We start from the raw sequence: 26,163 nt of genomic DNA on the forward strand, positions 1-26,163 counted from the left end.
AATTTTTCATTTCTACTTAAATACATTCTTATTATATGCTTTCTAGCTATTTTGGGTTTATAGGGTTTACCCTATTGGTAATTGTGTATACCGCTTATAAACTCCGAAAGGACGATTTTTCCTCAACCAAAGGCTATTTTTTGGCCGGTAAAAGTTTAACGGCCCCTGTTATAGCAGGCTCCATGATATTGACAAATATTTCCACGGAACATCTTATCGGGATGAACGGTACTGCATACAAAAACGGTATCCTGGTGATTGCATGGGAGGTTACCTCTGCCGTGGCTCTGGTAATTGCGGCCATTTATTTTATCCCGCGTTTTATTAACATGGGATTGATCACCATCCCCGAATTTTTGGAAAAGAGATTTGATAGTTTTACAAGGTCGGTTGTGGCTTTTTTACTGATGTTGTCCTTTGTAGTCACCTTGTTGCCAATTGTTCTTTACTCGGGAGCTATTAATATTGAAAGTGTCTTCGATATTTCGGAGGTGTTAGGGGTGAGTAAAAGTGAAGGTTTGCTCTACACTGTTCTTACTATCGGTGTTATCGGATCTCTTTATGCTATTTTCGGTGGACTGAAGGCTGTGGCCTATTCTGATACTCTTAATAGTGTCGGCCTCTTATTGGGAGGCTTATTGATCCCGGGGATTGCCTTATACCAGATTGGCAAGGGAAACCTTTTCAGTGGAATCCAACAGGTGTATGAAGTTGCCCCAGAAAAATTTGATATTGTGGGGAGTTCTGACTCCATACTGCCGTTCTCAACTCTTTTTACGGGACTCATGATTAATCAGTTGTATTTCTGGGGAATGAACCAGGCCATTATACAGCGGGCATTTGGAGCCAAAAACCTGGTAGAAGCCCAAAAAGGACTGATCTATACGGGAGTGCTAAAACTTTTTGTTCCTTTGATTATTGTGCTGCCGGGTCTGATCGCTTTTTATTATTTTGGAGAGGAATACTACAATACACCCGATCTGATCTATCCGCTCCTGGTTAAAAAGCTGTTACCGGCATATCTTTACGGATTTTTTGCAGCAGTTATTCTGGGGGCTGTTCTAAGTACCTTTAACAGTGTCCTGAATTCTGCCAGTACCATTTTTTGCTTGGATATCTATAAAAAAATCATCAATAAAGATGTTTCCGAGACCAAACTTGTTAAATACGGTAAACTGAGTGCGGTTGTCCTGGCAGTAGTGGCCATTTCGGTAGCTCCTATGGTGGCTTATGCCCCTGATGGGCTGTATTTTCTTTTACAGGAATTGAACGGGATTTTCTTTATCCCTATTTCATCGATCATCATTGCGGGGATTTTCGTAAAGCAGATCAATGCTACTGGGGCAAAGGCTGGTCTGTTTTGTGGATTGATATTCTATATACTAACGACCTTTATTCTAAAGCTGGACATTCACTTTGTTCATCTGTGGGGTATAGAGTTTGTCCTTAATTTTATAATTATGTTGGCGGTATCAAGATTTAGACCTACAGCAGATTATATTTTTAAACAGGCGGATGTTAAATTAAAACCGTGGCCGTACCTGAATATTGCGGGAACTATATTGGTGGGCTTGACTATCCTGATCTACGTGTTGCTGTCCTGACCACCTTTTTAAACATTTAAAACAAAACATATGAAAAAGCAAATAACTTCCATTTTTAAATTATTTATAGGGATATTCGTACTACTACTGTGTTTTCTATCCTGTAAGGACAATAAAAAGAAAGAAGATGTTCAAGAACAAGCAGCGGAGAGACAGGAACAACAAGAAATTATAACTAGCCCTATTCATGAAGGTTATTATGCCGATCCTTCCGTAGTTAAAGAAGGAGACACCTATTACATTTATGCTACGATAGATCCTTGGGGAGGGGAAAAACTAGCTGTGCTGGAAACCTCTGATTTTAAGAATTTCAAGACGCATAAACTCAATTGGCCCACAAAAGAAGCTTGTACCAGTCCCACTTCCAAAGAAGCTATGGTTTGGGCTCCCGACGTGATCAAGGCTAAAAATGGTAAATATTACATGTATATTTCTGTGGGGAGTGAAATATGGGTTGGTGAAAGCGAAAAACCACTTGGTCCGTGGAAGAATGCTAAAGAAGACAAAAGCCCACTCATTAAAAGTACCTTATACCCCAATTATCATATGATCGACGCACAATGTTTTATTGATGATGACGGACAGGCCTATCTTTATTGGGGCTCGGGCTGGGACTGGGTAAATGGACGCTGTTTTGCCGTAAAATTAAAAGAGGATATGGTTGGTTTCGACGGGGAGATTAAAAATGTAACCCCACCAAACTATTTTGAAGCTCCTTTTATGGTCAAAAAAGATGAAAAATATTATATGATGTATTCCGATGGAAAAGCCATCGATTCCACCTACAAAATAAGATATTCCATTGGCGACAACCCATTCGGACCTTTTAAGGAGGAAGTCAATAGTCCAATTGCTGTGACTGATGCCGAAAAAGGAATTTATGGCCCGGGCCATCATTCTGTTTTTAAGGAAAAAGGGCAACACTATATTTTGTACCACCAAATTTTTCCGCAAGACAAAGATTATGTGTTGAGACAGCTTCGTCTGGACAGTCTGAATTTTAGTGGAAATGGGGAGATTGAGAAAATTAATTTTAAGGGTATAAGACCAATAAATAAAAGAAATCCCTGAAACATTTATACGGTACGGAACGCCTTGGTGTCTGTATACCCTACACCATTAGATGTGTTAAACATCAGCAAGTTTCGGGTTTTATGATTGCACTACAGTCGCGACATTTGCAATATAAAATTCAGAAATCATGAACGAGCAACAAAAACTAGATTACAACCGTATTGCAGAGGCAATAGAATTCATTAGAAACAACTTCAAAGAACAACCCAATCTTGACGAAGTGGCTTCAAAAGTGCATCTAAGCCCTTTTCATTTTCAACGTTTGTTCAGTGAATGGGCTGGTACGACACCCAAGAAATTTTTACAGTACATCAGTCTGGGGCATGCCAAAAAGTTGCTTAAAGGACAGCAAGCCACACTTTTTGATACGGCTCATGAAACAGGGCTTTCAGGTACAGGGAGACTCCACGATTTGTTTGTCAACATTGAAGGCATGACACCCGCCGAATATAAAAATGGCGGCACAAAGCTTTCCATAAACTACAGCTTTGCTGAGAGTCCGTTTGGAAACCTGATGGTGGCCTCGACTTCCAAAGGAATATGTCACATGGCTTTTATTGATGATGAAACCAAGGCGTTAATTGAATTGAAAGCAAAATTCCTCAATGCAAACTTTCAGCAAAAATTAGATCTGATTCAGCAAAACGCACTCTTCATTTTCCAAAATGATTGGAGCAAGCTTGCGGAGATCAAATTACACCTTAAAGGCACGGATTTTCAATTAAAGGTTTGGGAAACGCTTTTAAAAGTACCTATGGGGAAACTATCCACCTATGGTGATATCGCTAGACAAATAGGCAATTCTAATGCTTCACGGGCTGTTGGTACTGCTATTGGAAACAACCCGGTAGCTTTTCTCATTCCCTGTCACAGGGTTATTCAATCCACCGGAGCCCTCGGGGGGTATAAATGGGGCGGCACCAGAAAAACTGCAATTATCGGATGGGAAGGAGCAAAAACCGACACCAGTCAATTGTAGCAAGTTTCGGGTTTTCCTACAAGGTTTAAACGTCAATCTTTGTATTTGAATTTATAAATCATTTAAAAGAAAAACAATGCAAAGATTTAAAAACAAATTCGCCATGATTACAGGCGGAACAAACGGTATGGGCTTTGCAACAGCCCAACAATTCATCAAAGAAGGCGGCTGCGTCATTATAACTGGAAGAAGTACCGAAACAGTCAATAAAGCGGTAGGGCAATTAGGTTCTAATGCCTTTGGTATCGTGTCCAATGCAGGTGATATTGAAGACCTGTTGACTTTACAAGAAAAAGCAAGACGCTATACCGACAACATTGATGTGCTTTTTGCCAATGCAGGTTACGGGAAATTTTCACCTATTGAAAATGTTGATGAAGCCCATTTTGACGAACTGTTCAATGTATTGGTAAAAGGTACGTTTTTTACCGTACAGCAGATACTGCCTTTGATGAACGAAAATAGTTCTATAGTTCTAAACACATCAGTTGTTACAGCAATGGGAACATCAAACTTTTCAATTTATTCGGCGGCCAAGTCAGCTGTACAATCATTCATCAAGACCTTTGCGGCCGAATGTACCTCCAAAGGCATTCGTGTAAACGGTGTCAGTCCGGGATACATAAAAACCAATGGGTTTAACAACACTGGTTTAAGCCCCGAACAAATTGAACGTACCATTCAAAACATAATTCCCACTATACCTTTCAAAAGGTTTGGTGAACCATTGGAAATAGCAAATGCTGTACTTTTTCTTGCTTCGGAAGAAGCTTCTTACATACACGGCACCGAATTGACAGTGGATGCGGGAATTTCAATTATTGCATAATGGAAAAGATTATTGAACAAACTGATTGGGATCTTGTTACAGAGGAGATCTACAATAAGGGTTTTACGATTATTCCGAAAATCTTAACGGGCAAAGAATGTGAAATCCTAAAATCAAATTACAATAAACCCAACTTTTACAGAAAAACGGTAGTGATGGAACGTTATCGTTTTGGCTTAGGGGAATATAAATATTTCAACTATCCATTACCCGATCTTGTTCAGCAATTAAGAACAAACATTTACCCGCATCTTGTACCGATAGCCAATATGTGGTTTAAAGCACTTAAAATGGACAGGCAATTTCCGCTATCGCATACAGAACTTTTGAAACAATGCCATGAAAACAATCAGCAAAAAGCCACGGTTTTGATTTTGAAATATGGCAAAGGCGGGTACAATACACTGCATCAGGATTTGTACGGGGATGTTTATTTCCCGATCCAGTGTGTATTGTTTTTAAATGAACCAGAAGAAGATTACACAGGCGGAGAGTTTGTAATGACTGAACAAAGACCAAGGGCACAGTCTAAAGCTATTGTACTAAAACCCAAAAAAGGTGATATGTTGATTTTTACAACCAACTTCAGGCCTGTAAAAGGGACAAGAGCATATTACCGGGTCAATATGAAGCATGGTGTGAGTGAAGTGTACAGTGGAGAACGCCATACGTTGGGAATTATATTTCACGATGCCATAAGCTAGTTGATGATTCGACACAGTGAAATATCTGATAGAGATATACGTAATAGAATTAAAAAGCAGAAAATATGTTTTGGAGGAAACCATAAACTAAAAATTTACGGAACGCTATCTTGCACTTCAGGAAAACGGATGAAGCGGGAAAACAGGGTGTTCTTTGCTACCGAACAAGAAGCTGACGATAACGGTTTTCGCCCCTGCGGGCATTGTATGAAAGACAAATACAAAAAATGGAAAGATGGATTTATTCAATGATGCACCTCTAGTCGACAAAAACAAAAACCTGTTACCTAAAGACGGAACAGTCAATTATTATGGAAAATTATTTAAAGCTACGGAAGCCAATTATTACTTAGACAAATTGCTTGACACTGTGGAATGGCGAAATGATGAAGCAATCATTTTTGGAAAGAAAATTATCACCAAGCGAAAAGTGGCCTGGTATGGTGAACAACCATTTCAGTACACCTACTCCAATACCACCAAAAAAGCCTTACCATGGACAAAAGAATTACTGGAACTTAAAAACATAGTAGAAAAAGTAACAGGGGAAAGTTTTAATTCCTGTTTGCTGAATTTATATCATGATGGACAAGAAGGTATGGCGTGGCATAGTGATGGAGAAACAGATTTGAAAAAAGACGGCGCTATCGGTTCGTTGAGTTTAGGGGCTGAGCGAAAATTTGCTTTTAAACACAAACAGACCAAGGAAAAAGTAGCATTGGTTTTAGAACACGGTAGTCTGTTGGTTATGAAAGGCACTACGCAAACACATTGGTTGCACCACTTACCCCCGACTAAACGTGTTATCAAACCAAGGGTGAATTTGACATTCAGAACCATTGCAACCTAAGTCCTTATATAAGTTTTTTTTAGCAAGGACAACAAAATATTAAAATAAAAACAAATGTATCAAGTTGGTTTATAACGGTATTTACCAATTTTAGCCACCATAGCTTATTCATAAAACCATAGATGAATAGGTATTCTTTATTAGGTTTTCAACAGATGATTATTTAATTATTACATCAATAATTTGTGTTTTTATCACATGAATGGGCTATAAATTATATGTATTGAATAATAGTTTATATATAGTCAGGAGCTGGTTTGCTAATTTTGGATATAGAAGTTGTCGTAAAGCAATATGATTTGGAATGTTTGTTCAAAATGGATTGTTGATATGAAAGCAATCGATATAGAAGCGCCCTTAAAGATGCAATGAATGAACAGAACGAGGGGTGAAAAGTTAATGCGTTTGGTGCTGTCAATATTGCGAAACCAAAGTGAGAGTATTCCACAAAGAGGAAGTACCAGTTAAAAATAACCATGATTGATCCGGGGTGTGGTACTGGATAAAATAGAAGCGCTGATAGATGGGAGTAAAAAAAGAGAATTCATATTTCGGATCGTTGGAAACTAAAATAAATAAATATTAACTAGGACTGATTTTATGTTTGAAGTAAAAGATAAAGTAATTGTTATTACAGGAGGTACAGGTGTTCTGGGGAGTAGTATTGCAAAATCCCTTATTTGTGCAGGAGCTAAAGTGGTGATCATTGGACGTAACCCAGATAAACTTAACAGCATCACCAAATCCTTGGAAAATAAGGAAAACCTGATCGGCTTTTGTTGTGATGTCCTGGACGAAGGCAAACTATGTGAAGTCAGGGATCAAATTCTCAAAAAATGGGATTCAATCCATGTGCTGATCAATGTAGCCGGGGGAAACATGCCAAGGGCTAATGTCAATGATGAACAGACTGTCTTTGATGTGAACATAGATGAGCATAAAAAGGTAATAGGCCTAAACCTGGATGGGACAATAATACCAAGCATAATTTTCGGAAAAGTAATTGCTGAAAGTGGAGATGGAAGTATTATCAACATATCATCTATGGCAACATATTCAGCCATAACCCGGGTTATGGGTTATTCTGTCGCCAAGACCGGAGTTAACAATTTTACGCAGTGGATGGCTATGGAAATGGCGCTGAAGTTTGGAGATCGTGTTAGGGTCAATGCAATCGCCCCGGGCTTTTTTATTGGGGAACAAAATCGCAATGTACTGATCAATCCGGATGGATCTTACACAGAACGCAGCAAAAAAGTGTTGGCCCGAACCCCAATGAAGCGATTTGGGAATATCAACGAGTTGAATGGAGCAGTACAGTTTTTATGCTCTGATGCAGCTTCATTTATAACTGGAGTGATTCTTCCGGTTGATGGAGGTTTTAGTTCCTTCAGTGGAGTGTAAAAAAGAGAGTAGTAACTCAACCTATTGTGAGTCACAGAGTATAAAACTATAAATGAAAATATAGATGAGAGTAATGATTTAAAGTTATAAACTATCTCATCAGAATCTGCCGATATCCAATTGAAGTAGAAGTTTATTCTATCAAACAAAAATATTGATTATGATAAATCAAAATACCCGACTCCAACAAAAATCCTTGCGTTTTGTTGTTTTTACGATTGTCTTTCCAATACGTAGGATACAGTAACACACCATTTCTTATGTAAACTTATGCTTGTTACCAGATGAGATATATGATGATGTTTTTTATGTGTTGAATGAGAGTGTGCTTTAAAGCATAACTAATAAAGAAGAGAGGAGCCATCCTCAATTGGAGTGAATCTGTGGTTGAGTCGGGTATATGAATTACAATTTCGTGGTGCATTTTAACAGTCAATATATAGACATAATATAATGAGTAAGAAGGAACCAACAATATATGATTTAGCAGAACATCTCAATGTATCTGGCTCGACAATTAGCCGCGCATTGTCCAATCATCATTCTATAAGTAAAAAAACCAGGAAAAAGGTAGTTGAACTGGCTAAAGAAATGGGGTACAGAAAGAATAGTTTTGCATCTCAACTCAGGAACAAAAAGACTTATAATATTGGTGTTATCATTCACGAGCTAAATAGTGATTTCATAACTTCTGTACTCAATGGAATAGGAAAAGTAGCGACTGAAGCCCGGTATAATATTATTATCGGACATTCTTCCGAATCAAGCACAAAGGAAATAGCCATTGCAGATAACCTTTTATACCAACGGGTGGATGGATTGATAACCTCATTGGCATATGATACGGTAAACTTAAGTCATTATGATCCATTTATAGAAAGAGGGGTGCCGATTGTTTTTATTGATCGGGTACCCGTGGATGCATTGGGGGTTAAAGTAGTAATTGATAACAAAGCAGCCGGATACAATGCTACAAAACATTTGATTGAACAAGGTTGTGAAAGGATTATGCATATCACTGCAGATCTGTCTAAGAATGTTTATTCAGATAGGTTTGAGGGATTCAAAAAAGCATTGATGGGACATAATATGGTATTTGAACCCGAACAACTTCTCATCACAAATTTGAGTGAAAAAGCGGGGGTTAAAATAGCTCAGCAAATCCTTAATATGGAAAGAAAACCCGATGGTCTTTTCATTACCAATGATCTGTGTGCATCGGTATGTATGTATCATCTTAAAAAAAATGGGATTAAAGTGCCGGAAGATATAGCTATTGTTGGTTTTAACAACGATATTATTAGCAGGATAGTTGACCCCAAATTAACTACTGTTAATTATGAAGGAGAAGAAATAGGTAAAGTAGCTGCTACTAATCTTATCAATCAGTTAAGCGACAATCCCAGCAATTCAAGCTACACCATCGTTCTGGATTCCGATCTACTCATAAGGGAGTCGTCCCAGATAAAACAGCACGATATTCTGAATGATACTATAAATAAATCATGACACATAATTAGAAATTAAATAGAATGAAGTTTAGCTATACAATAATCCTTTTGACAGTATCTGTTTGTAGTATGGCACAGAGTCAAAGAGAGAAAAAGAATTTTGATTTTGACTGGAAGTTTTTCCATGGCGATACCATTGAAGCCAAAAATTCCGGTTTCGATGATAGCAAGTGGCAGGAAGTTCAGTTGCCACATGACTGGAGTATAGAGCAAGCCGTATCAAAGGAAAATGCCGGTCAAGGATGGATGGATGGTTCAATGGGCTATTTGCCGGGAGGTACTGGGTGGTACCGAAAAAGCTTTACGGTTCCTGTGACCTATAAAGATAAAAAGGTCGTTATTCAATTTGATGGGGTATATCACCAAAGTGATGTGTATGTCAATGGCAAGCATTTAGGGTTTCACCCTTACGGTTATACCACATTCGAATACGATCTAACCTCTTACTTGAATTACGGGGGAGAAAATACTATTGCTGTCAGGGTAGACCATAGTGATAGCCCTTCATCGCGTTGGTATTCAGGTTCAGGAATTTATAGACATGTTTGGTTAAAGGTTACCAATCCAGTTCATGTAGCCACATGGGGTACATATATTACTACTCCGGAGATTACAGAAAAGGAAGCCAAAGTCAACATAACCACCACCATTAATAATGGTTCTAAAAACCCGGTAGAAGTTTTGGTCGAAAACCAAATCAGTGACATGCGGGGAAAGAAAATTGCAGCGGAAAAGTCAAAGCTTCGTGTTGGGGAATCAAAACAGGAGGCATTGAAACAATCTTTAAAACTTAAGGAACCTCTGCTTTGGTCTATTGAAACCCCAAACTTATATGTTATGGAAACCACCGTGAAAGCAAGTGGTAAAATAGTGGATAAATATAAGACCACGTTTGGTGTAAGGGAAATTAGGTTTGACGCGAAAAATGGCTTTTTCCTCAATGGAGAGAATATCAAAATGAAGGGCGTGAATCTTCACCCGGATGCAGGGTCATTGGGTACGGCAGTACCAGATCAGTCTTACCTGCGCAGGCTTCAAATACTCAAAGAATATGGCGTTAATGCCATCCGTTGCTCGCATAATCCCCCGACCTCGGAGTTCTTAGATATGTGTGATAGCCTGGGATTTGTTGTGATCGACGAGGCTTTTGATAAATGGAAGAGCGGCTATTATAAAGAATATTTTGATGAGTGGTGGCAGAGGGACATGGATGCTATGGTGTTACGGGATCGCAATCACCCTTCTGTTGTTCTTTGGAGTATTGGTAATGAAACAAGTGAGCAATATGATAAGACTGAAGAAGGAACGAAGCGTGCTGTGATGCTAAGGGATTATGTACATGAGCTGGAGCCTACCCGGTTGGTTACGGCTGCACTTCAACCTGATAAGTCAAGACAGTTTAATAAAAATGGATTTGCACAGTCTCTGGACGTGGTAGGGTATAATTATCAGGAACAATGGTTGGAGGATGAAAAAGAACAATTTCCGAATAGGATTATGTATATATCCGAGGCCTATCCATACTATCGTGGGAAAGGAAAGGAGTATAATGCTTTCTATCCTGTAAACCCATGGTATGATGTAGCAAACAATGACTTTGTTTTCGGACAATTCATTTGGGCAGGGGTCGATTATTTAGGGGAAAGCAGTGGTTGGCCCAGCACTGGGTGGCCGACTGGTCCGTTTGATGTCTGCATGTTTGAAAAACCATCTGCAGCATTTCACCGTTCCGTATGGAATGATACCCCTATGGTCAAGATTGCAGTGGCCGATCAATCATTGGATATAGATCCCGGAAAGCCCCACTGGAGTTGGCCGTTTCTGGCAGATCACTGGACTTTTCCTCAATACGAGGGACATGTCATCCAGATTCAAACCACCACTAATTGTGACCGTGTGGAATTAGTCTTGAATAACGAGTCTTTAGGGATAAAAAACACTTCAGATTATTCAAATAACACCATCAATTGGTACGTGCCTTATGAAAAGGGCACCATTGTCGCGAAAGGCTACAAAGCAGGTCAGGAAGTGATTTCTTATGAGTTGAAAACCGCTGGTGAACCGGTACAGATTCTATTGTCAGCAGATAGGACCCAGATCGCCGCTGATGGTCAGGAATTATCCCACATTACGATCGAGTTTGTAGATGACCAAGGTGTGGTAGTTCCAAATGCTGATCAAGTAATTACGGTAGAAGTAGTTGGCAATGGTAGATTGTTAGGTCTGGACAACGGGGATTTAAGAAGGGATTCCTTCACCGGAAACTCAATACCAACCTATTTCGGGAAAGTATTACTTACGGTTCAATCAAAACGTTCAAAAGGGAACATAAATGTTATTGTGAAATCTGATAACATCCCCAAGGCGACCTTACAAATTGCAACAGAATAAAAGCTATCAGGATGGACTTATCAGTTAGATCAATCAAAAAAAATTAACCATTAAACTGGTTTAAACTTTTTTGATTGAAGCGAAAAATACTCCTTTGTACCGGCTGGCTCGTTCGCTAAAATAACTCACTGGGTTATTTTTACACTCCGCCCTGTCCCAGATGAAGGTGTATAGCCTTAGCTAGGGAGTAAGAAAAAGGTGAAATATGTGGTCAAAACCCGTATTGCTGCCCCCTTTACTCTAATACGAAATGAAGAATTGATAAACAAACTCTATTAGAAATGTGAGTTTAACATTTATTTTTTTTGATTTGTTATTTTTTTAACATAGTTTTAACATCAAATTAATCAACCTTTTATTGTAAGGTTTTTTACTGAGATGGGATATGAAGACGAGTTTTTTTTTATTGCTTTCATTTATTTGTTTATGGGGACAGGCACAATATCAGTACACCAACCTAAAGTTTGAAAACTTATCTACAACTGAGGGGCTTTCCAGTAGTACTAGCACAGAAATATTTCAGGATAGTGATGGTTTTCTTTGGTTTGGGACAATAGACGGACTAAATAAGTATAATGGATATACTTTTACCGTGTACCGTCCCATATTAAATGATGATACATCGATTAGTAGTAACCGGATAAACGCTATAACAGAAGATAAAGAGGGAAAATTGTGGATTGGTACTAGTAATGGACTAAATGTATTAGATAAATATACTGAAAAGTTTACCAGGATCAGCTTTGGATATAATGAAGCAAGCAAGGAAAGGGGAGTAGATGTGATAAACACACTTTTTTATGATAAAGATGCCAATGCTATGTGGATTGGCACCAAAAATGGACTTTATAAGTTATTACTGGATAATGTAAGCGGTCCTTTATTAGAAGATTTAACATTTACCCGTTATACCCACATACCTAATGTCCCGGAATCTATTGATAATAATGATATAACAGGTGTTTTAAAAGATAAGGAAGGAGATATCTGGATAAGTACCGAAGGACAATATCTGAATCGCTATATTCCTGCATCTATGAAACAAGCTGGTGATTCTTCAAGGAAAATAGATAAGTTTCAAAGAACATTTATAGATATTCCGAAGTCTTTTGGGCTTGACCATTTACCCAAAAAAATACTGGAAGATAAAGAAGGGAATTTCTGGATCGGTAATGATTTGTCCGGTTTAGTATTATGGGACCGTAAAAGCAATTTATTTAAACCACTAGAAACAAGTTTAGAAGGAAATATTCCGATTTTTGATATCTACCAAGATAGTAATGGTACAATTTGGATAGCTACTGATGGCCATGGTCTGTACCTTTTTGATAAAAAAACAGACAGCTTGCAACACATAGAGCATGACCCTTCAGATCCTTTTTCTCTTCCGAATAACCAACCTTCTAAAATACTGGAAGATAAAGAGGGGACATTATGGATTGCTTCTTATAATAAGGGAGTGAGTAAATTGGCATTGTATAGGTCTTCATTCGAGCATTATTTCTATCGGGCTGGAAACCCGAACAGTCTTAGTGCAAAAATTGCTCAATCTGTAATTCAAACAGCTGATGGAAAAATATGGATAGGTACCGATGGAGGAGGGTTAAGTGTTCTGGATGAGAAATCTGGGCGTTTTCAACATTTTAGGTATGATAAAGATGATAGATCTACCATAAGCTCCGATAAGATAGTTTATCTGTATGAAGGGCATGATGGTACGATATGGGTATGTACATGGGATGGAGGACTTAATAAATTTAACCCCAAGACCAAAAAAGCAAAACGTTTTTTACACGATTTGGATAATCCTTATTCCATTGGGCAAAATACAGCGTGGTGTGCAGTAGAGGATAATGATAATAGATTGTGGATAGGGACTCAGACGGCAGGACTTAATTTATACGATCCAGATTCAGAAAGGTTTTATGAGTTTAGGCATAAGCAGGGAGATCCTTATAGTATTGCAAGCGATTTTGTTTTTCATCTTTATAAAGATTCAAAAAGCAGATTGTTGATAGGTACTTCTTCAGGACTTTCAGTTTTATATTTAGATGATTACAAGAGAGACACTGATCTTACCGATTTTAAATTTCATAAGGTTGAGGAGAAATCCATAAAAGGTAACCGGATTAATTATATAACGGAAGACCATCAAGGAAATATATGGTTGGGGACGGATATAGGTATGTATATGCTTGACCCGGACCTAAAGTTACAAAGATCTTATTCTACGCTTGATGGGCTACCTAACAACCTAGTGGTGGGTATAGAAGAGGACGACCTTGGGAATATTTGGATAACTACCAAAAGTGGGTTATCCCGCTTAAATCCCGAGACCCGTGAATTTAAAAACTACAATACCCATGACGGTTTACAGGGCATGGAATTTCAAAGCAAATCTATAGATAAGGCAAAAGATGGCCGCATAATTGTAGGAGGGATCAATGGGTTGAATATATTTCACCCCCGTGAGATGGGAATTACAAAAGATACTATCCAGCCAATGATGACACAGTTCATGCTTTTTAACCAACTTGTAAGGAATAAAGATACGATGAATGGGCGTGTGCTTATGGACAAACCTATAGCTGAAACTGAAGAGATCAGGTTGAAATATAATGAAAACCAAATTTCTTTGGGTTTTGTTGCCCTTCACTATCAAAATCCGGAAAGGGTACAGTATGCCTATAAAATGGAAGGATTGGATAAAAACTGGATATATACAGGGACAGATACCAAGGCAAATTATTCTAATCTTGCTGCCGGAGATTATGTTTTTAAGGTAAAGGCTTCGGTAAATGATACCTGGGAAAATGCATCTGTATCGCAGGTAGCAATAAATATATTACCACCTCCCTGGAAAACTTGGTGGGCATATTTTTTATATGCGGCTTTTGGTTTCATCGTGTTTTGGGGTGTAATGAGGTATTACACCGGTAAGATAAGGGAAGATAAAGAACGGGAACTCGACCAGATGAAACTCCGGTTCTTTATAAATGTTTCCCATGAATTCCGTACTCCCCTGACCCTGATACTGAATCCTGTAGAAAAGATTCTGGCAAGAAATAATACTGAGGATGTTAAAGATTCTGCTCTTACTATTCAGCGAAGTACCAGAAGGTTATTGAATTTAACAAACCAGTTGTTGGATTTCAGGAAAATGGAACAAGGAAAAATGCCCCTTGAGGTTGCACAAGGAGATATTGTAAAGTTTTGCAAGGATATTTTTGTGTTGTTTTCTGATATGGCTAATAAGAAAGGGATTGAGTTTAATTTTAATGCTACAACTGATGGGGTTATTGCATGGTTTGACCCCGATAAAACGGAGAAGATAATAACCAACCTTTTGTCTAATGCCATTAAATACACAGATGACGGTGGCAGCATTACGCTAAGTTTGTCAAAGATACAATGGAAAGGTAGGAAAAAAGGTATTTTTTCTTTCTTTGACATTAAAGGCAAAAAAGAAAAAAATATTAGCGGGGTAGAAATAAAGATAGAGGATACAGGTATCGGTTTTAGGAAGAAGCATCTCAAGGATGTCTTTTCAAGGTTTTTTCACACAGACCATACAAAAACAGGTACCGGGATCGGACTAAACTTTACCAAAGGTTTGGTGGAATTGCACGGTGGGGATATTCATGTTGAAAGTGAGTATAAAAGAGGAAGTACTTTTATAGTCAGGCTACCGGTGGATAGCAGGCCGTATGCTGGTAAAAATGTTAATCGACAAGTATCAGGGTATGAATATGATACTGATGCTATAAGATCTTCAGAATATGATGTGTCAATTTCGAGAAAACAAAATAAATCAAATACAGAAAAAAATTCAATTGAAGAGCGTTCTAAAAAACCGGTGATATTAATTGTAGAGGACAACAAGGAACTTAGGGACCATTTACGGGATGAATTTAAAAACAACTATCGTATAAAACAAGCAGTGGATGGAAAAGAAGGGGTAAAGAAAGCCAGAAAGTTTTTCCCGGATATTATTATTAGTGATGTGATGATGCCTAAAATGGGTGGGTTTGAACTATGCAGGACATTAAAGGATGATTTGGAAACCTGCCATATTCCGATATTATTGCTTACTGCCAGAAGCCTTGCCGAAGATAAGGTAGAAGGATATAAAACCGGAGCGGATGGTTATTTGCCTAAACCTTTTCATATAAGTGTATTAAAAGCCCGTATAAATAATTTACTGGAGGCAAGAAAACGGTTAAGGGAAAAATATGCAGATGTATCAGGGGTCATTTCCTCAGAAGAAATTACTACTAATTCCCTTGATGAGGCATTTCTCGACAAATCTACTAAGATCATTCATGATAATATAGGTGATCCCGATTTTGACCTGAAAATATTACTTAAAGAAATAGGAATGAGCCGTTCCCATTTTTATAGAAAAATAAATTCGCTAACAGGTTGTAACCCTAGTGGTTTTATAAGGAATGTACGTTTAAAATATGCTTCTGAACAATTACTAAAAGGTACTTATTCAGTAAAAGAAGTTGCTTTTATGTGTGGTTTTAATTCTTCAGCTTATTTCAGTAAGACTTTTCGTGAATTGTTCGGAATGGCTCCCAATGAATTTGTGGAAAGCAATAAAAAAACGAAGTATTCTTCCTCCTCAAACATTTAAATGATTTTTCCAAATTATATTGTTATATACCTTCAGGCTTTTTAAAAAGCCTGAAGGTTTGGCTAAATGTACAGGCTTATCCCTATTAAGTGGTAAAAGTTTGTATCAAATATTTCAATTCATTTGCTTCTATTTATTCTCCTACTTCCTTACGGGAGATATTAGTGATGAACTTATTCACGATCAACTAAACAAAAGCTGATATTAACAATAAATTTCCATACTTATCAATATAAACGCTTAAAAATTACCATTTTAACTATAAAATAGGTCATAATTTATCAATGTAGAATCATAGTTTATATTTCCGAAAACGTTTTCTTAGTACAATTGTAACGTAAAAATCATTGCTGTTTGAGATGCTATGTTTTTACGCGATTTGCCCATATGTTTTTTACAATTATGGGAGAAAACCAACCTAATTAATATATAGGCACAGAACAACAGGTCAGGTAAATGTTTTAGAAGGTATTCATTTTTTCAACCAAAAATATCTAAAGGATAAAGTCCTTTTTGATTTTGGTTGATTGGAGAGCCAATCCTTAAGGATCCTAAATACAAAATTGAGAACTGAAAATACAAAAAACAAGTAACAATGGCTTTAGAAAAAACATGGCGCTGGTTTGGTGAAAATGATCCAATCACATTGAACCATCTAAAACAAATGGGTGTCGAAGGGGTAGTCACAGCTCTACATCATGTCCCAAATGGGGAAATGTGGATGAAAGATGAAATCCTGAGGGTAAAAGAGAACATTGAAAACCATGATATGCGTTGGAGCGTAGTTGAAAGTTTACCAGTAAGTGAAGGGATCAAAACCTACTCTGATGATTGGTCAAGGTTAATTGCAAATTACCAACATTCTATTCGAAATTTAGGTGAATGTGGATTAGATACCGTATGCTACAATTTTATGCCAGTACTTGACTGGGCAAGAACAGACCTAGAATACCAATTACCAAATAGTACGGAATCCATGTACTTTGATTTCTCCACCTTTGTGGCTTTTGATGTTTTTATTCTCAAACGGCCTGGTGCAGAGACCCAATATTCTGCAAAGTTGGTTGAAAAAGCGAGAGTAGTATATGACAATATGACGGAGGAAGATGCCGAAAAACTTGTTCACAATATTATTATTGCCACACAGCAATTTATTGATGGTGTTGTTAATGGTTCAAGCCCTGACCCAAAACAAGAATTTCTCACATACATTGATGTTTATAAAAATATCGACAAAAAAAAGTTACGAGAGAACCTGAAAGCGTTTTTGAATGAGATCATACCTGTTGCTGAGGAAGTAGGTGTAAGGCTGGCCATTCACCCGGATGATCCTCCGTTTTCACTATTGGGATTACCAAGGATTATGACCCAACTTGAAGATTATGAATGGTTGCTGCAGGCCAATACATCTCAAAACAATGGCATTACTTTTTGTAGCGGATCACTTTCTGCCCGTAAAGACAACGACCTGCTCAAGATTATTAACAAAACGAGTGAACGTATCCACTTTGTGCATTTGCGCAATACCCAACTTTTGGATGATGGTAGCTTTTATGAATCAGGTCATTTAAAAGGGAGCCAAAATATGGACGGGATCCTACTAGCATTATTAGAAGAGCAACAACGCAGAAAAGATTTGGGACGTAAAGATATCCGAATGCCATTTCGTCCAGATCATGGATTGAAAGTGCTTACTGATTTCGAGAATGAATATAACCCCGGATATCCATTAATAGGCCGCCTCAAAGGACTATCAGAGATTGACGGATTAATGAAAGGCCTGGAATATGTTTTAACAGCAAATAGACAAACCAAATTAATTTGAAAATGAACTATCTGTTTTTAAATAAAAAATTATAACCAAAACACTTTGATTATGAAAAAACAACTACTAACAGTGATACTGTTATTCGCCTTAGCAGGGAATGCCTTATCACAAGAATTTATGCATCCGGGAGGCCTCCATACCCTAGAGGACCTCAACCGCATGAAAGAAAAAGTCACTGCCGGGGAAAGCCCCTGGATAGAAGGCTGGAATGCGCTGGTTTCCGACGGGAAATCAAGTGCCACATATGGTATATCTGGTGGCGTCAGGGAAAATGCCAACCAGCGACAGAACATGAACAGGGACGCACAGGCGGCTTACCTAAACGCGCTCCGCTGGTACATCTCCGGAGACGTAGCCCATGCAGAGAAGGCCATAAGCATATACATGGCCTACGCCAATACCGTTAACCAAATACCTTCAGGAGGAACTACGGATATATTGGGGCTGGGAGGTATAGGTTTTACAGCGATGGCCATGGGTGCGGAGATTATGAGACTCTATGAGGGCTGGGCTCCGGAGGACTTTGAGAAATTCAAGTTCATGATGAAGGAGTATTTCTACCCAGTAAGCCACGACTTCCTGACCAACCATCGCGGTGCCTGCCCTACGCATTATTGGGCAAACTGGGACCTAAACAATGTTTCTGCACTGCTTGCCATCGGTATCCTTGTGGATGACCGGGATATTTTCAACGAAGGCATTGAGTATTTCAAGAGTGGGGTAGGGGCCGGCAATATCCATAACGCTGTCCCCTTTGTCCAGGGAAACTTCGGGCAATGGCAGGAGTCCGGAAGGGACCAGTCACATGCCCTGCTGGGTATCGGGTTGATGGCGAATACCTGCCAAATGGCCTGGAACCAGGGAATAGACCTGTATGGCTATGAGGACAACCTCTTTTTAAAAGGTGCGGAATATGTAGCCCGTACCGGCGCGCTTTCACTCGAAGCGCCATTTTTTGAAGAATACAACAGCTGTTCCAATCGAAGGCACCGCTGGATAAGCAGCAATGCACTGGGAAAGTACCATGATCAACCTGTTTGGGAAATCGTCTACAATCATTATGTGGTGCAACAGGGGATGGAAGCGCCCCATGTGGAGGCCATGGCACAAATCATGAGGTCAGCCAAGAGTACCCGTGACCAGTTGGGTCATGGTACACTCACTTTTACACTGGATGCAGCCGCTTCCCCATTGGCCTTTACAGTACCTCCCGGGCAGCCGCAAGGTCTTATTGCAAAAGAAGGTATTGGCAGAGTGGAATTGAGTTGGAATGCAGCTGAAGCCATGGACACCAAAGGATATACCGTTAAGCGTGCCACCAGTCCCGGAGGACCTTACACTACCGTGGCCTCTTGGACAAGTAGAACGAACCCGCGATATACCGATACCAATGTGGAAAACGGCACGACGTACTATTATGTTGTTTCTGCCAATAACCACGCCGGTGATGGGCCAGAGTCAGTGGAGGTCTCAGCCACTCCTATGGAAGCGGTACAAGAGCTGCCAATGGGATGGACCAGGGCAGACATAGGCAACCTGAGCATTGAAGGGGAGGCAAGCTATGCAGCGGTCAATACCGGACACACCTTTATCACCAAGGGAGCCGGTATCGTCGGTGGAACTTCCGATGCCCTGGGATTCACCTACGGGATCGCTTCAGGAGATGTAACGCTCACCGCAAGGATAGCAGACTTTGGAGGAGTGCAAAAAACAGGGATCATGATCCGTGAATCCCTGGATCCCGATGCCAAAACCGTACTGATGAAAATTGGGGATGGAGGTTGGCGCTTAGCTGCAATGGGTGCGCGTACCGGGACAGGAGAAAACATGGAATGGATAGGCGGAAACCGCTATACATGGCGCCCCAATATCTGGTTCAGGATTTCCCGGACAGGAAATACCTTTACCGTGTATGAATCCAACAACAAGGATGTGTGGTTTGAAGTAGGCAGCCGTACCATCGAAATGGGGGGTGATGTCTATGTGGGGCTCTTCAACAGTTCCGGCAATACTACTTCATTGAATACTACACGATATGATCACGTCGCTATCACAGGACTTGATAGTAATACACCGGAAACGCCTGCTAACCTTACAGCTTCACCCGGTAATACTCAGAACATGCTGGGTTGGGATGAAGTAACCGGTGCTTCCAGCTATACCTTAAAGCGCTCTACAACTAGTGGAGGTCCCTATGAAGTGGTAGCTACAAACCTGAATGCCACCCAGTATACAGATAATGGGCTGGAGAATGGGACGACCTACTATTATGTGGTATCGGCTGCTAACCTTTCCGGAGAGAGTGTCAACTCTTTGGAGGTAAGTGCTGCGCCTGAATTAGCTATTGCACTGGCACCTGAAGAAGTAACCGCTGAGTCGGTATCCGGACAGCAAATCAATCTTTTCTGGAATGAAAGCTTAAGTGCGACAAGTTATAATGTAAAGCGGGCGAAAGTAAGTGGTGGACCTTATACAGTCATTGCCAGTCCGGACACCACGTCATTTAGTGACACGACGGTAACCCATTCTTCCACTTATTATTATGTGGTATCTGCTATAAACGAACTTGGGGAATCAGAGGATTCCGAAGAAGTAAGTGCAACTCCCGGACAGTTAGGTTACTGGAATTTTGATGAAATGGAGGGTGCCACAGCAAACGATTCATGGGGACTGAACAATGGAACCCTACAAAGTGGAGCAAGCTGGACTTCCGGTATAGTCAATAATGCAGTTAGTTTTGATGGAAGCAGCAGTGGGTATGTTGACCTTCCGGATAACATCATGAGTGATATAAATGGTGATTTTACCATAGCTATCTGGGTTCGGTTAGACGAAGTGGCTACATGGGCCCGCATTCTTGACTTTGGTACCAATAACGACAACTCCATGTTTCTGGTCCCGAAGACATCAGCCTCAGGCGAAGGAATTCGGTTTGCTATTAAGACCACAAGTGGATATCCAAAGCTATCCTATAACTATACCTGGCCACTGGATACCTGGACGCATATCGCTGTGACCCTGAGTGGCGATACAGCAACGATGTACCTCAATGGAGAGCCAGTAGCTTCGAGTACCGGTTTTAATAAACGACCTTCAGATCTGGGAAATACCAACAATAACTTCCTAGGAAGAGGACAGAAGTCCGATGATCCTATGCTGAAAGGTGATATCGACGAATTCAGAATCTATAACACGGCATTGAGTGGTGAGGAGATTTCAGATTTGGTTGGAGATTTGGTACCTCCAACGCCAACGACTATTCTTTCTGTTACCGGAGATGGACAACAGGTATCCTTAAACTGGGCAGAATCAATAAAAGTGACCAGCTACAATGTAAAACGTGCTGCCGTAAGTGGTGGGCCGTATACGACAATTGGAAGCGTTACAAGTACATCATTTAGTGATGCCACACTTACAGATGATAAGGTTTACTACTATGTGGTTTCTTCCGTGAACAAAAATGGAGAGTCAATCAACTCGGCCGAGGTAAAAAGTACTGTTTCGGGTAAAACAGGTTATTGGAAGATGGATGAAACGAGTGGTATGATAGCTACTGATTCGTGGGCCGATGGAAATGGAACACTTCATGGTGATACGACTTGGTCTGAAGGCATAGCGGATAACAGCGTACTCCTGGATGGTAGTGGCGACTATGTTACCTTTCCTGAAGGTTTGATGAAAACTACCGAGGATTTCACCATAGCTACCTGGGTACGGTTGGACGAAGTAGCCGTATGGTCACGCATTTTTGACTTTGGTACCGAGAATAACAATTCCATGTTCCTAACCCCAAGGACATCGACTTCCGGAGAAGGAATCCGGTTTGCCGTCAAGACCACAAGTGGATATCCGAAGTTATCCTATAACTATACTTGGACACCGGATACTTGGACGCATATAGCTGTGACCCTGAGTGGCGATACGGCTACGATGTATATCAACGGAGGGGCAGTAGCTTCCAGCACAGGATTCACCAAGCGACCTTTAGACTTGGGCAACACGACCAACAACTACTTAGGTAAAGGTCAGAATGCTCCGGATCCTTATCTGAAAGGTTCCATCGATGACTTCAGGATATATAATAGAGCCTTAAGTGAAACAGAGATTTCAGACATGGTAGGAGATGTATTGCCTCCAACTCCAACGACTATTCTCTCTGTTACCGGTGATGGACAAAAGGTATCCTTAAACTGGACAGAATCATTAAAAGTGACCAGCTATAATGTAAAACGTTCGGCCATAAGTGGTGGACCGTATACAACAGTTGGCAGTATAGCAGATACATCATTTAGCGATGCCACGCCTACAGATGATGAGGTTTATTATTATGTGGTTTCGGCAGTGAATGAAAATGGAGAATCAGCCAATTCTGCAGAAGTAAAAAGCTCCGTGTCAGGTAAAACAACTTACTTGAAGATGGATGAGCTAAGTGGCACAACAGCAGCCGATTCGTGGGCAGATAGTGATGGTAATGTTCACGGAGGGGCTAGTTGGTCTGAGGGCATAGAGGATAATGGCCTACTTCTGGATGGCAGTGACGATTATGTTGCCCTTCCTGAAGGTTTGATGACAGCTACCGAAAACTATACCATTGCTACCTGGGTTCGTTTTGACGGGAAGCCTGCAAGATGGGCGCGTATTTTTGACATTGGTTCAGGGAGTAATCTTAGCAATACCATGTATTTGGTTCCAAATACGGGAGAGACCAGTGACGGAAAACAAACTATCCGGTTTGCCATTTATAGCGATGGTTCCACCAATTCGAAATTGGCATACGATTATGCCTGGCAAGAAAATACCTGGACGCATATAGCTGTGACCCAAAGTGGTAGTACTGCTAAAATGTATGTAGACGGGGTGTTCGTAGCTGAAACTACTTTTGACCGGGGTGCTTCGAATTTGGGAAATACGACCAACAACAACATAGGTAGATCGCAGAGAGGTTCAAAAGATCCTTTTCTGAAAGGCTCCATTGATAATTTTAAGATTTATAACAGGGCCTTGAGTGCCGAAGAGGTAGCAGAAGCCATGAAGATAAAGCAGGTCATTAGCTTTGATCCATTGGAGTCGAAGCTAATAGGTGATCCGGGTTTTGCGGTAAAAGCGCATGCTTCCTCTGATTTGCCGGTATACTTTACCAGTTCGGATTCTTTGGTGGCTAAGGTTGTTGGTGATACGGTTTATATCACCGGGGTTGGCAATACGGATATTGTTGCTCACCAGGACGGTGATAGCCTTTATCGTGCCGCTGATCCGGTGGTACAAACCTTCACAGTACAGCCACTAGATCTCAAGGTCTTGCATAAAGATGGTGACCATAATAATACAGCAAACAAAAGCATAAAGCCTCATTTACGAATTGAAAACAACGACGCTATTGGTGTTGCCTATAGTGAAATATCAGTTCGCTACTGGTTTACTGCAGAAAATTTTGCAGGTATCAATACCTGGATAGATTATGCCCAACTGGGTGGAAATAAGGTCTCAATGAACTACGTATCTCTTCCGGAACCGCATGAAGGTGCCCTTGGGTATATCGAGTATGAGTTTGACGCTTCTTTGGGCGATTTATTACCGGGTACTGGCTCAGGACCAATCCAATCGAGATTTGCCAATAAAGACTGGTCAAATTTTGATGAGACTGATGATTATTCATTCCAATCCAATGCTTCCTACATAGAGAATGAACAGATTACGCTGTATAGGAACGGACAACTGGTATGGGGAACAGAACCAGCACAGGTTAATGCAGATTTGAGTTTGAAAGTATTTTCTGAAAATAAAAATGCGAATACCGATACCGGTACGATCAAGACTTACTTGAAGCTTGTCAATGAGGGCAATGTTCCGGTAGATTATAAAGATTTGAGTATCAGGTATTGGTTTACAAAAGACAGTGAAGCCGATCTGAACTATTGGATAGACCATGCGGATTTGGATGAATCAAATATATCGGGTCAGTTTGTAGCCCTTGATCCTGCCTTTTCAGGAGCAGATACTTATTTTGAAATTTCAGTGAATTCGGCAGTTGGATCGCTATATCCGTTAAGTAACACTGGAGAAATTCAGTATAGGATTACCAAAACTGATTGGTCTAAATTCGATGAATCAGATGACTATTCTTATTTGCCAAAAGCACCGTTTGCAGAAAACGATCATATAACGGTTTACTATCAGGGACAATTGGTATTTGGAACGGAACCTACTGGAACAGAATCCGGTATGGCCAAGAGGATACAGGCTGAAAAGAGTAATGAAGATAATCCTGAAGGAATTGAATCTATGGATATATATGTTTATCCAAATCCTGTATTAGATAAGGTTACTATTTTGCTTGCAGAGCCTTTAAAGAATGCAACCCTGTCTGTACATAGTAGTTTTGGCAGACTAATCAAGACAGAAAAAGTGAGTGGGCAAGAGTGCGAAATTGATTTAAGTACAGTTCCGCAAGGGGTTTACGTTCTTACGTTGACAAGCACAGAGACAGAGAGGAAAATTATAAGGAAAATAGTGAAGGAATGATAAGAGAGTTATAATAAAAAAGGGAAGATTGGAATAGTAAATATTATTATTTCGGTCTTCCCTTTTATAATCAAAAAAAATAACTATTTTGAATGTCCGTCAGGTCAGTATGTATATTGTTCGATCAAAATTTGAGTCATAATTTATCTATATTGAGTTATAATTCATATTTGTTATTGACCATTCTCTATAAAATTGTAATGATGTATTACGAACTCAACTTGCTTTCGAGAATTATGGTTTTAGCAAGTTGATTTTTTAATCTTGATAAAAATATTGATGATCAAATCGAAATACAGAAAATACTTTTTATTAATCCTGTTCACCGGGGTGATTATCAATTATGGGGTTGTTGCACAGGAAACAAAACGTTTTGAACAAAAAAATTATTCACCGGACAAAAATTATGAGTTGAACATAAGCAGGGATGCTACTACCGGTAAAATAACGTATCAAATCAATTATAAAGGAAAAACGCTTATCAAAAAGTCGCGGTTAGCCATCTCTCTGGACAACCACCTTTCCGAATGGGCGTTGGCTATTAAGGAAAAGCCTGAAGGACCGTGGATGGAAGGGCTGGTATTGAAAGAAACCAGAACAAACTCAGTAGATTCCAGCTGGACACCAGTTTATGGTGAACGTTCTGTTATACAGGAGAATTACAACGAACTGATCCTGTCATTCGAGCAAAAGGCCAGCGTTAACTACAAAATGGACATTCAGTTAAGAGCTTACAATGAAGGGGTGGCGATCCGGTATTATTTCCATACCAACCCAACAGGCATCTACTATCGTATCACCGAAGAAAATACCGAATTCACTTTTCCCGAAGGTACTCAAGCATGGTTCGAGCCATGGGCTCAGGGACCGTTTACCAAAATGCCTTTGTCTGACTGGCCGGCCGAAAGTGAGAGGCCCTTGACTTTGGAGCTGGAAAATGGATTGTATGCCTGTCTGGCAGAAGTGGCTATGGTAGATTTCGTCAGAACCAAATTTGAACTGGCCAAGGAAAAACCCAATACCGTGAAAACTGTACTTTATGAGTCAGTGGATAAAGTACCTTACTTTAGTACACCCTGGCGGGTAATCATGGCAGCAGAAACTCCGGGGGAACTGATCGAGAATAATGATATCTTACTAAATCTGAACGCTCCTTCCAAAATTGATCCCGAAACTTCGGAATGGATCAAGCCCGGGAAAATAGTTCGCGATAAGTCCCTCACGGATAAAGGTTCTAAAGAATGGATAGACTTTGCCGTTGAACATAATCTTCAGTATTTATTAATCGATTGCTGCTGGTATGGCGAACATTTTGGTTGGGATACGGATGCGAAAGAGGTGCAGATTGATATGAGCTTGAAAGAAGTAATTGAGTATGGGAATGAAAAAGGAATTGGCACTTTCTTATATGTGAATCAGCAGGCTTTGTCTAAACAGGATTTTGAGTTGTTCCCCCTTTATAAAGAATGGGGAGTGGTTGGTGTTAAATATGGATTCGTTCAGGTAGGTTCACATCGTTGGACCAAATGGCTACATGAATCGGTGCAGCGGGCTGCAGAAAATCAATTAATGGTCAATATCCACGATGAATTCCGTGTCACTGGAGAACAACGTACTTGGCCCAACATCATGACCGTAGAGGGTATCCGCGGCAATGAAGAAATGCCCGATGCAACGCATAACACAATCTTACCCTTTACCAGGGGAATAGCTGGAATGGGTGATTATACGGTATGCTACTACTCCCCACAGATCAAAACCACCCACGCCCATCAGTTGGCGTTATCCGTGGTGATGTACAGTCCGTTGCAAACCTTATTTTGATATG

The 26,163-nt window shown here is 40.0% G+C and carries 14 protein-coding genes; all 14 read left to right on the forward strand.

The annotated features are described in order from the left end of the window. Positions 1-35 precede the first annotated feature (35 nt). The 14 genes from OOZ15_RS01715 (at position 36) to OOZ15_RS01780 (ending at position 26,159) form a co-directional block, all read left to right on the forward strand. The gene (locus tag OOZ15_RS01715; RefSeq protein WP_265953979.1) at positions 36-1,604 is read left to right on the forward strand and encodes a solute:sodium symporter family transporter; all 1,569 of its coding nucleotides are present in this window, start codon (positions 36-38) and stop codon (positions 1,602-1,604) included. 30 nt (positions 1,605-1,634) lie between these two features. Continuing rightward, entirely contained in the window at positions 1,635-2,675 is a 1,041-nt protein-coding gene (locus tag OOZ15_RS01720; RefSeq protein ID WP_265953980.1) for a family 43 glycosylhydrolase, read from the forward strand. 130 nt (positions 2,676-2,805) lie between these two features. Further along, complete coding sequence (locus OOZ15_RS01725; RefSeq protein ID WP_265953981.1) at positions 2,806-3,657, forward strand: methylated-DNA--[protein]-cysteine S-methyltransferase; 852 nt, start codon at positions 2,806-2,808, stop codon at positions 3,655-3,657. Between the two features lie 76 nt (positions 3,658-3,733). Continuing rightward, positions 3,734-4,486: an SDR family oxidoreductase gene (locus OOZ15_RS01730; protein WP_265953982.1), complete on the forward strand. Its 753-nt coding sequence runs from the start codon at positions 3,734-3,736 to the stop codon at positions 4,484-4,486. Next, entirely contained in the window at positions 4,486-5,190 is a 705-nt protein-coding gene (locus tag OOZ15_RS01735) for a 2OG-Fe(II) oxygenase (protein WP_265953983.1), read from the forward strand. Before OOZ15_RS01730 ends, OOZ15_RS01735 begins: the two co-directional genes overlap by 1 nt. A 3-nt stretch (positions 5,191-5,193) precedes the next feature. Continuing rightward, positions 5,194-5,442 (forward strand): Ada metal-binding domain-containing protein, encoded by a 249-nt coding sequence (locus tag OOZ15_RS01740; RefSeq protein WP_265953984.1) that lies wholly within the window; start codon positions 5,194-5,196, stop codon positions 5,440-5,442. Then, positions 5,426-6,040, forward strand: coding sequence for an alpha-ketoglutarate-dependent dioxygenase AlkB family protein (locus OOZ15_RS01745; RefSeq protein ID WP_265953985.1), 615 nt, complete (start codon positions 5,426-5,428; stop codon positions 6,038-6,040). The genes OOZ15_RS01740 and OOZ15_RS01745 overlap by 17 nt, the downstream gene beginning before the upstream one ends. Before the next feature lie 600 nt (positions 6,041-6,640). Then, positions 6,641-7,444, forward strand: a complete 804-nt coding sequence (locus OOZ15_RS01750) for an SDR family oxidoreductase (RefSeq protein ID WP_265953986.1) — start codon at positions 6,641-6,643, stop codon at positions 7,442-7,444. A 453-nt stretch (positions 7,445-7,897) separates the two neighbouring features. Beyond that, positions 7,898-8,953: a LacI family DNA-binding transcriptional regulator gene (locus OOZ15_RS01755; RefSeq protein ID WP_265953987.1), complete on the forward strand. Its 1,056-nt coding sequence runs from the start codon at positions 7,898-7,900 to the stop codon at positions 8,951-8,953. A gap of 23 nt (positions 8,954-8,976) precedes the next feature. Further along, entirely contained in the window at positions 8,977-11,346 is a 2,370-nt protein-coding gene (locus tag OOZ15_RS01760) for a glycoside hydrolase family 2 TIM barrel-domain containing protein (protein ID WP_265953988.1), read from the forward strand. A 385-nt stretch (positions 11,347-11,731) separates the two neighbouring features. Next, positions 11,732-15,985, forward strand: a complete 4,254-nt coding sequence (locus tag OOZ15_RS01765; RefSeq protein ID WP_265953989.1) for a hybrid sensor histidine kinase/response regulator transcription factor — start codon at positions 11,732-11,734, stop codon at positions 15,983-15,985. 595 nt (positions 15,986-16,580) lie between these two features. Beyond that, on the forward strand, positions 16,581-17,810 hold the full coding sequence (gene uxuA, locus OOZ15_RS01770; protein ID WP_265953990.1) for a mannonate dehydratase: 1,230 nt from the start codon (positions 16,581-16,583) through the stop codon (positions 17,808-17,810). Between the two features lie 51 nt (positions 17,811-17,861). Continuing rightward, positions 17,862-24,335 carry a LamG-like jellyroll fold domain-containing protein gene (locus tag OOZ15_RS01775; protein WP_265953991.1) on the forward strand — a complete coding sequence of 2,158 codons (6,474 nt, stop codon included), beginning with the start codon at positions 17,862-17,864 and terminating at the stop codon, positions 24,333-24,335. A gap of 279 nt (positions 24,336-24,614) precedes the next feature. Beyond that, positions 24,615-26,159, forward strand: a complete 1,545-nt coding sequence (locus OOZ15_RS01780) for a glycoside hydrolase family 97 N-terminal domain-containing protein (protein WP_265953992.1) — start codon at positions 24,615-24,617, stop codon at positions 26,157-26,159. Positions 26,160-26,163 lie beyond the last annotated feature (4 nt).

The organism is Galbibacter kalidii (assembly GCF_026241135.1).
Classification (GTDB): Bacteria; Bacteroidota; Bacteroidia; order Flavobacteriales; family Flavobacteriaceae; genus Galbibacter.

Coding starts and splice junctions, on each gene's coding strand:
- OOZ15_RS01735 (WP_265953983.1), top strand. CDS start 4,486: ATGGAAAAGATTATTGAACAAACTGATTGGGATCTTGTTACAGAGGAG.
- OOZ15_RS01745 (WP_265953985.1), top strand. CDS start 5,426: ATGGATTTATTCAATGATGCACCTCTAGTCGACAAAAACAAAAACCTG.
- uxuA (WP_265953990.1), top strand. CDS start 16,581: ATGGCTTTAGAAAAAACATGGCGCTGGTTTGGTGAAAATGATCCAATC.
- OOZ15_RS01725 (WP_265953981.1), top strand. CDS start 2,806: ATGAACGAGCAACAAAAACTAGATTACAACCGTATTGCAGAGGCAATA.
- OOZ15_RS01765 (WP_265953989.1), top strand. CDS start 11,732: ATGAAGACGAGTTTTTTTTTATTGCTTTCATTTATTTGTTTATGGGGA.
- OOZ15_RS01760 (WP_265953988.1), top strand. CDS start 8,977: ATGAAGTTTAGCTATACAATAATCCTTTTGACAGTATCTGTTTGTAGT.
- OOZ15_RS01715 (WP_265953979.1), top strand. CDS start 36: ATGCTTTCTAGCTATTTTGGGTTTATAGGGTTTACCCTATTGGTAATT.
- OOZ15_RS01720 (WP_265953980.1), top strand. CDS start 1,635: ATGAAAAAGCAAATAACTTCCATTTTTAAATTATTTATAGGGATATTC.
- OOZ15_RS01775 (WP_265953991.1), top strand. CDS start 17,862: ATGAAAAAACAACTACTAACAGTGATACTGTTATTCGCCTTAGCAGGG.
- OOZ15_RS01780 (WP_265953992.1), top strand. CDS start 24,615: ATGATCAAATCGAAATACAGAAAATACTTTTTATTAATCCTGTTCACC.
- OOZ15_RS01740 (WP_265953984.1), top strand. CDS start 5,194: ATGATTCGACACAGTGAAATATCTGATAGAGATATACGTAATAGAATT.
- OOZ15_RS01750 (WP_265953986.1), top strand. CDS start 6,641: ATGTTTGAAGTAAAAGATAAAGTAATTGTTATTACAGGAGGTACAGGT.
- OOZ15_RS01755 (WP_265953987.1), top strand. CDS start 7,898: ATGAGTAAGAAGGAACCAACAATATATGATTTAGCAGAACATCTCAAT.
- OOZ15_RS01730 (WP_265953982.1), top strand. CDS start 3,734: ATGCAAAGATTTAAAAACAAATTCGCCATGATTACAGGCGGAACAAAC.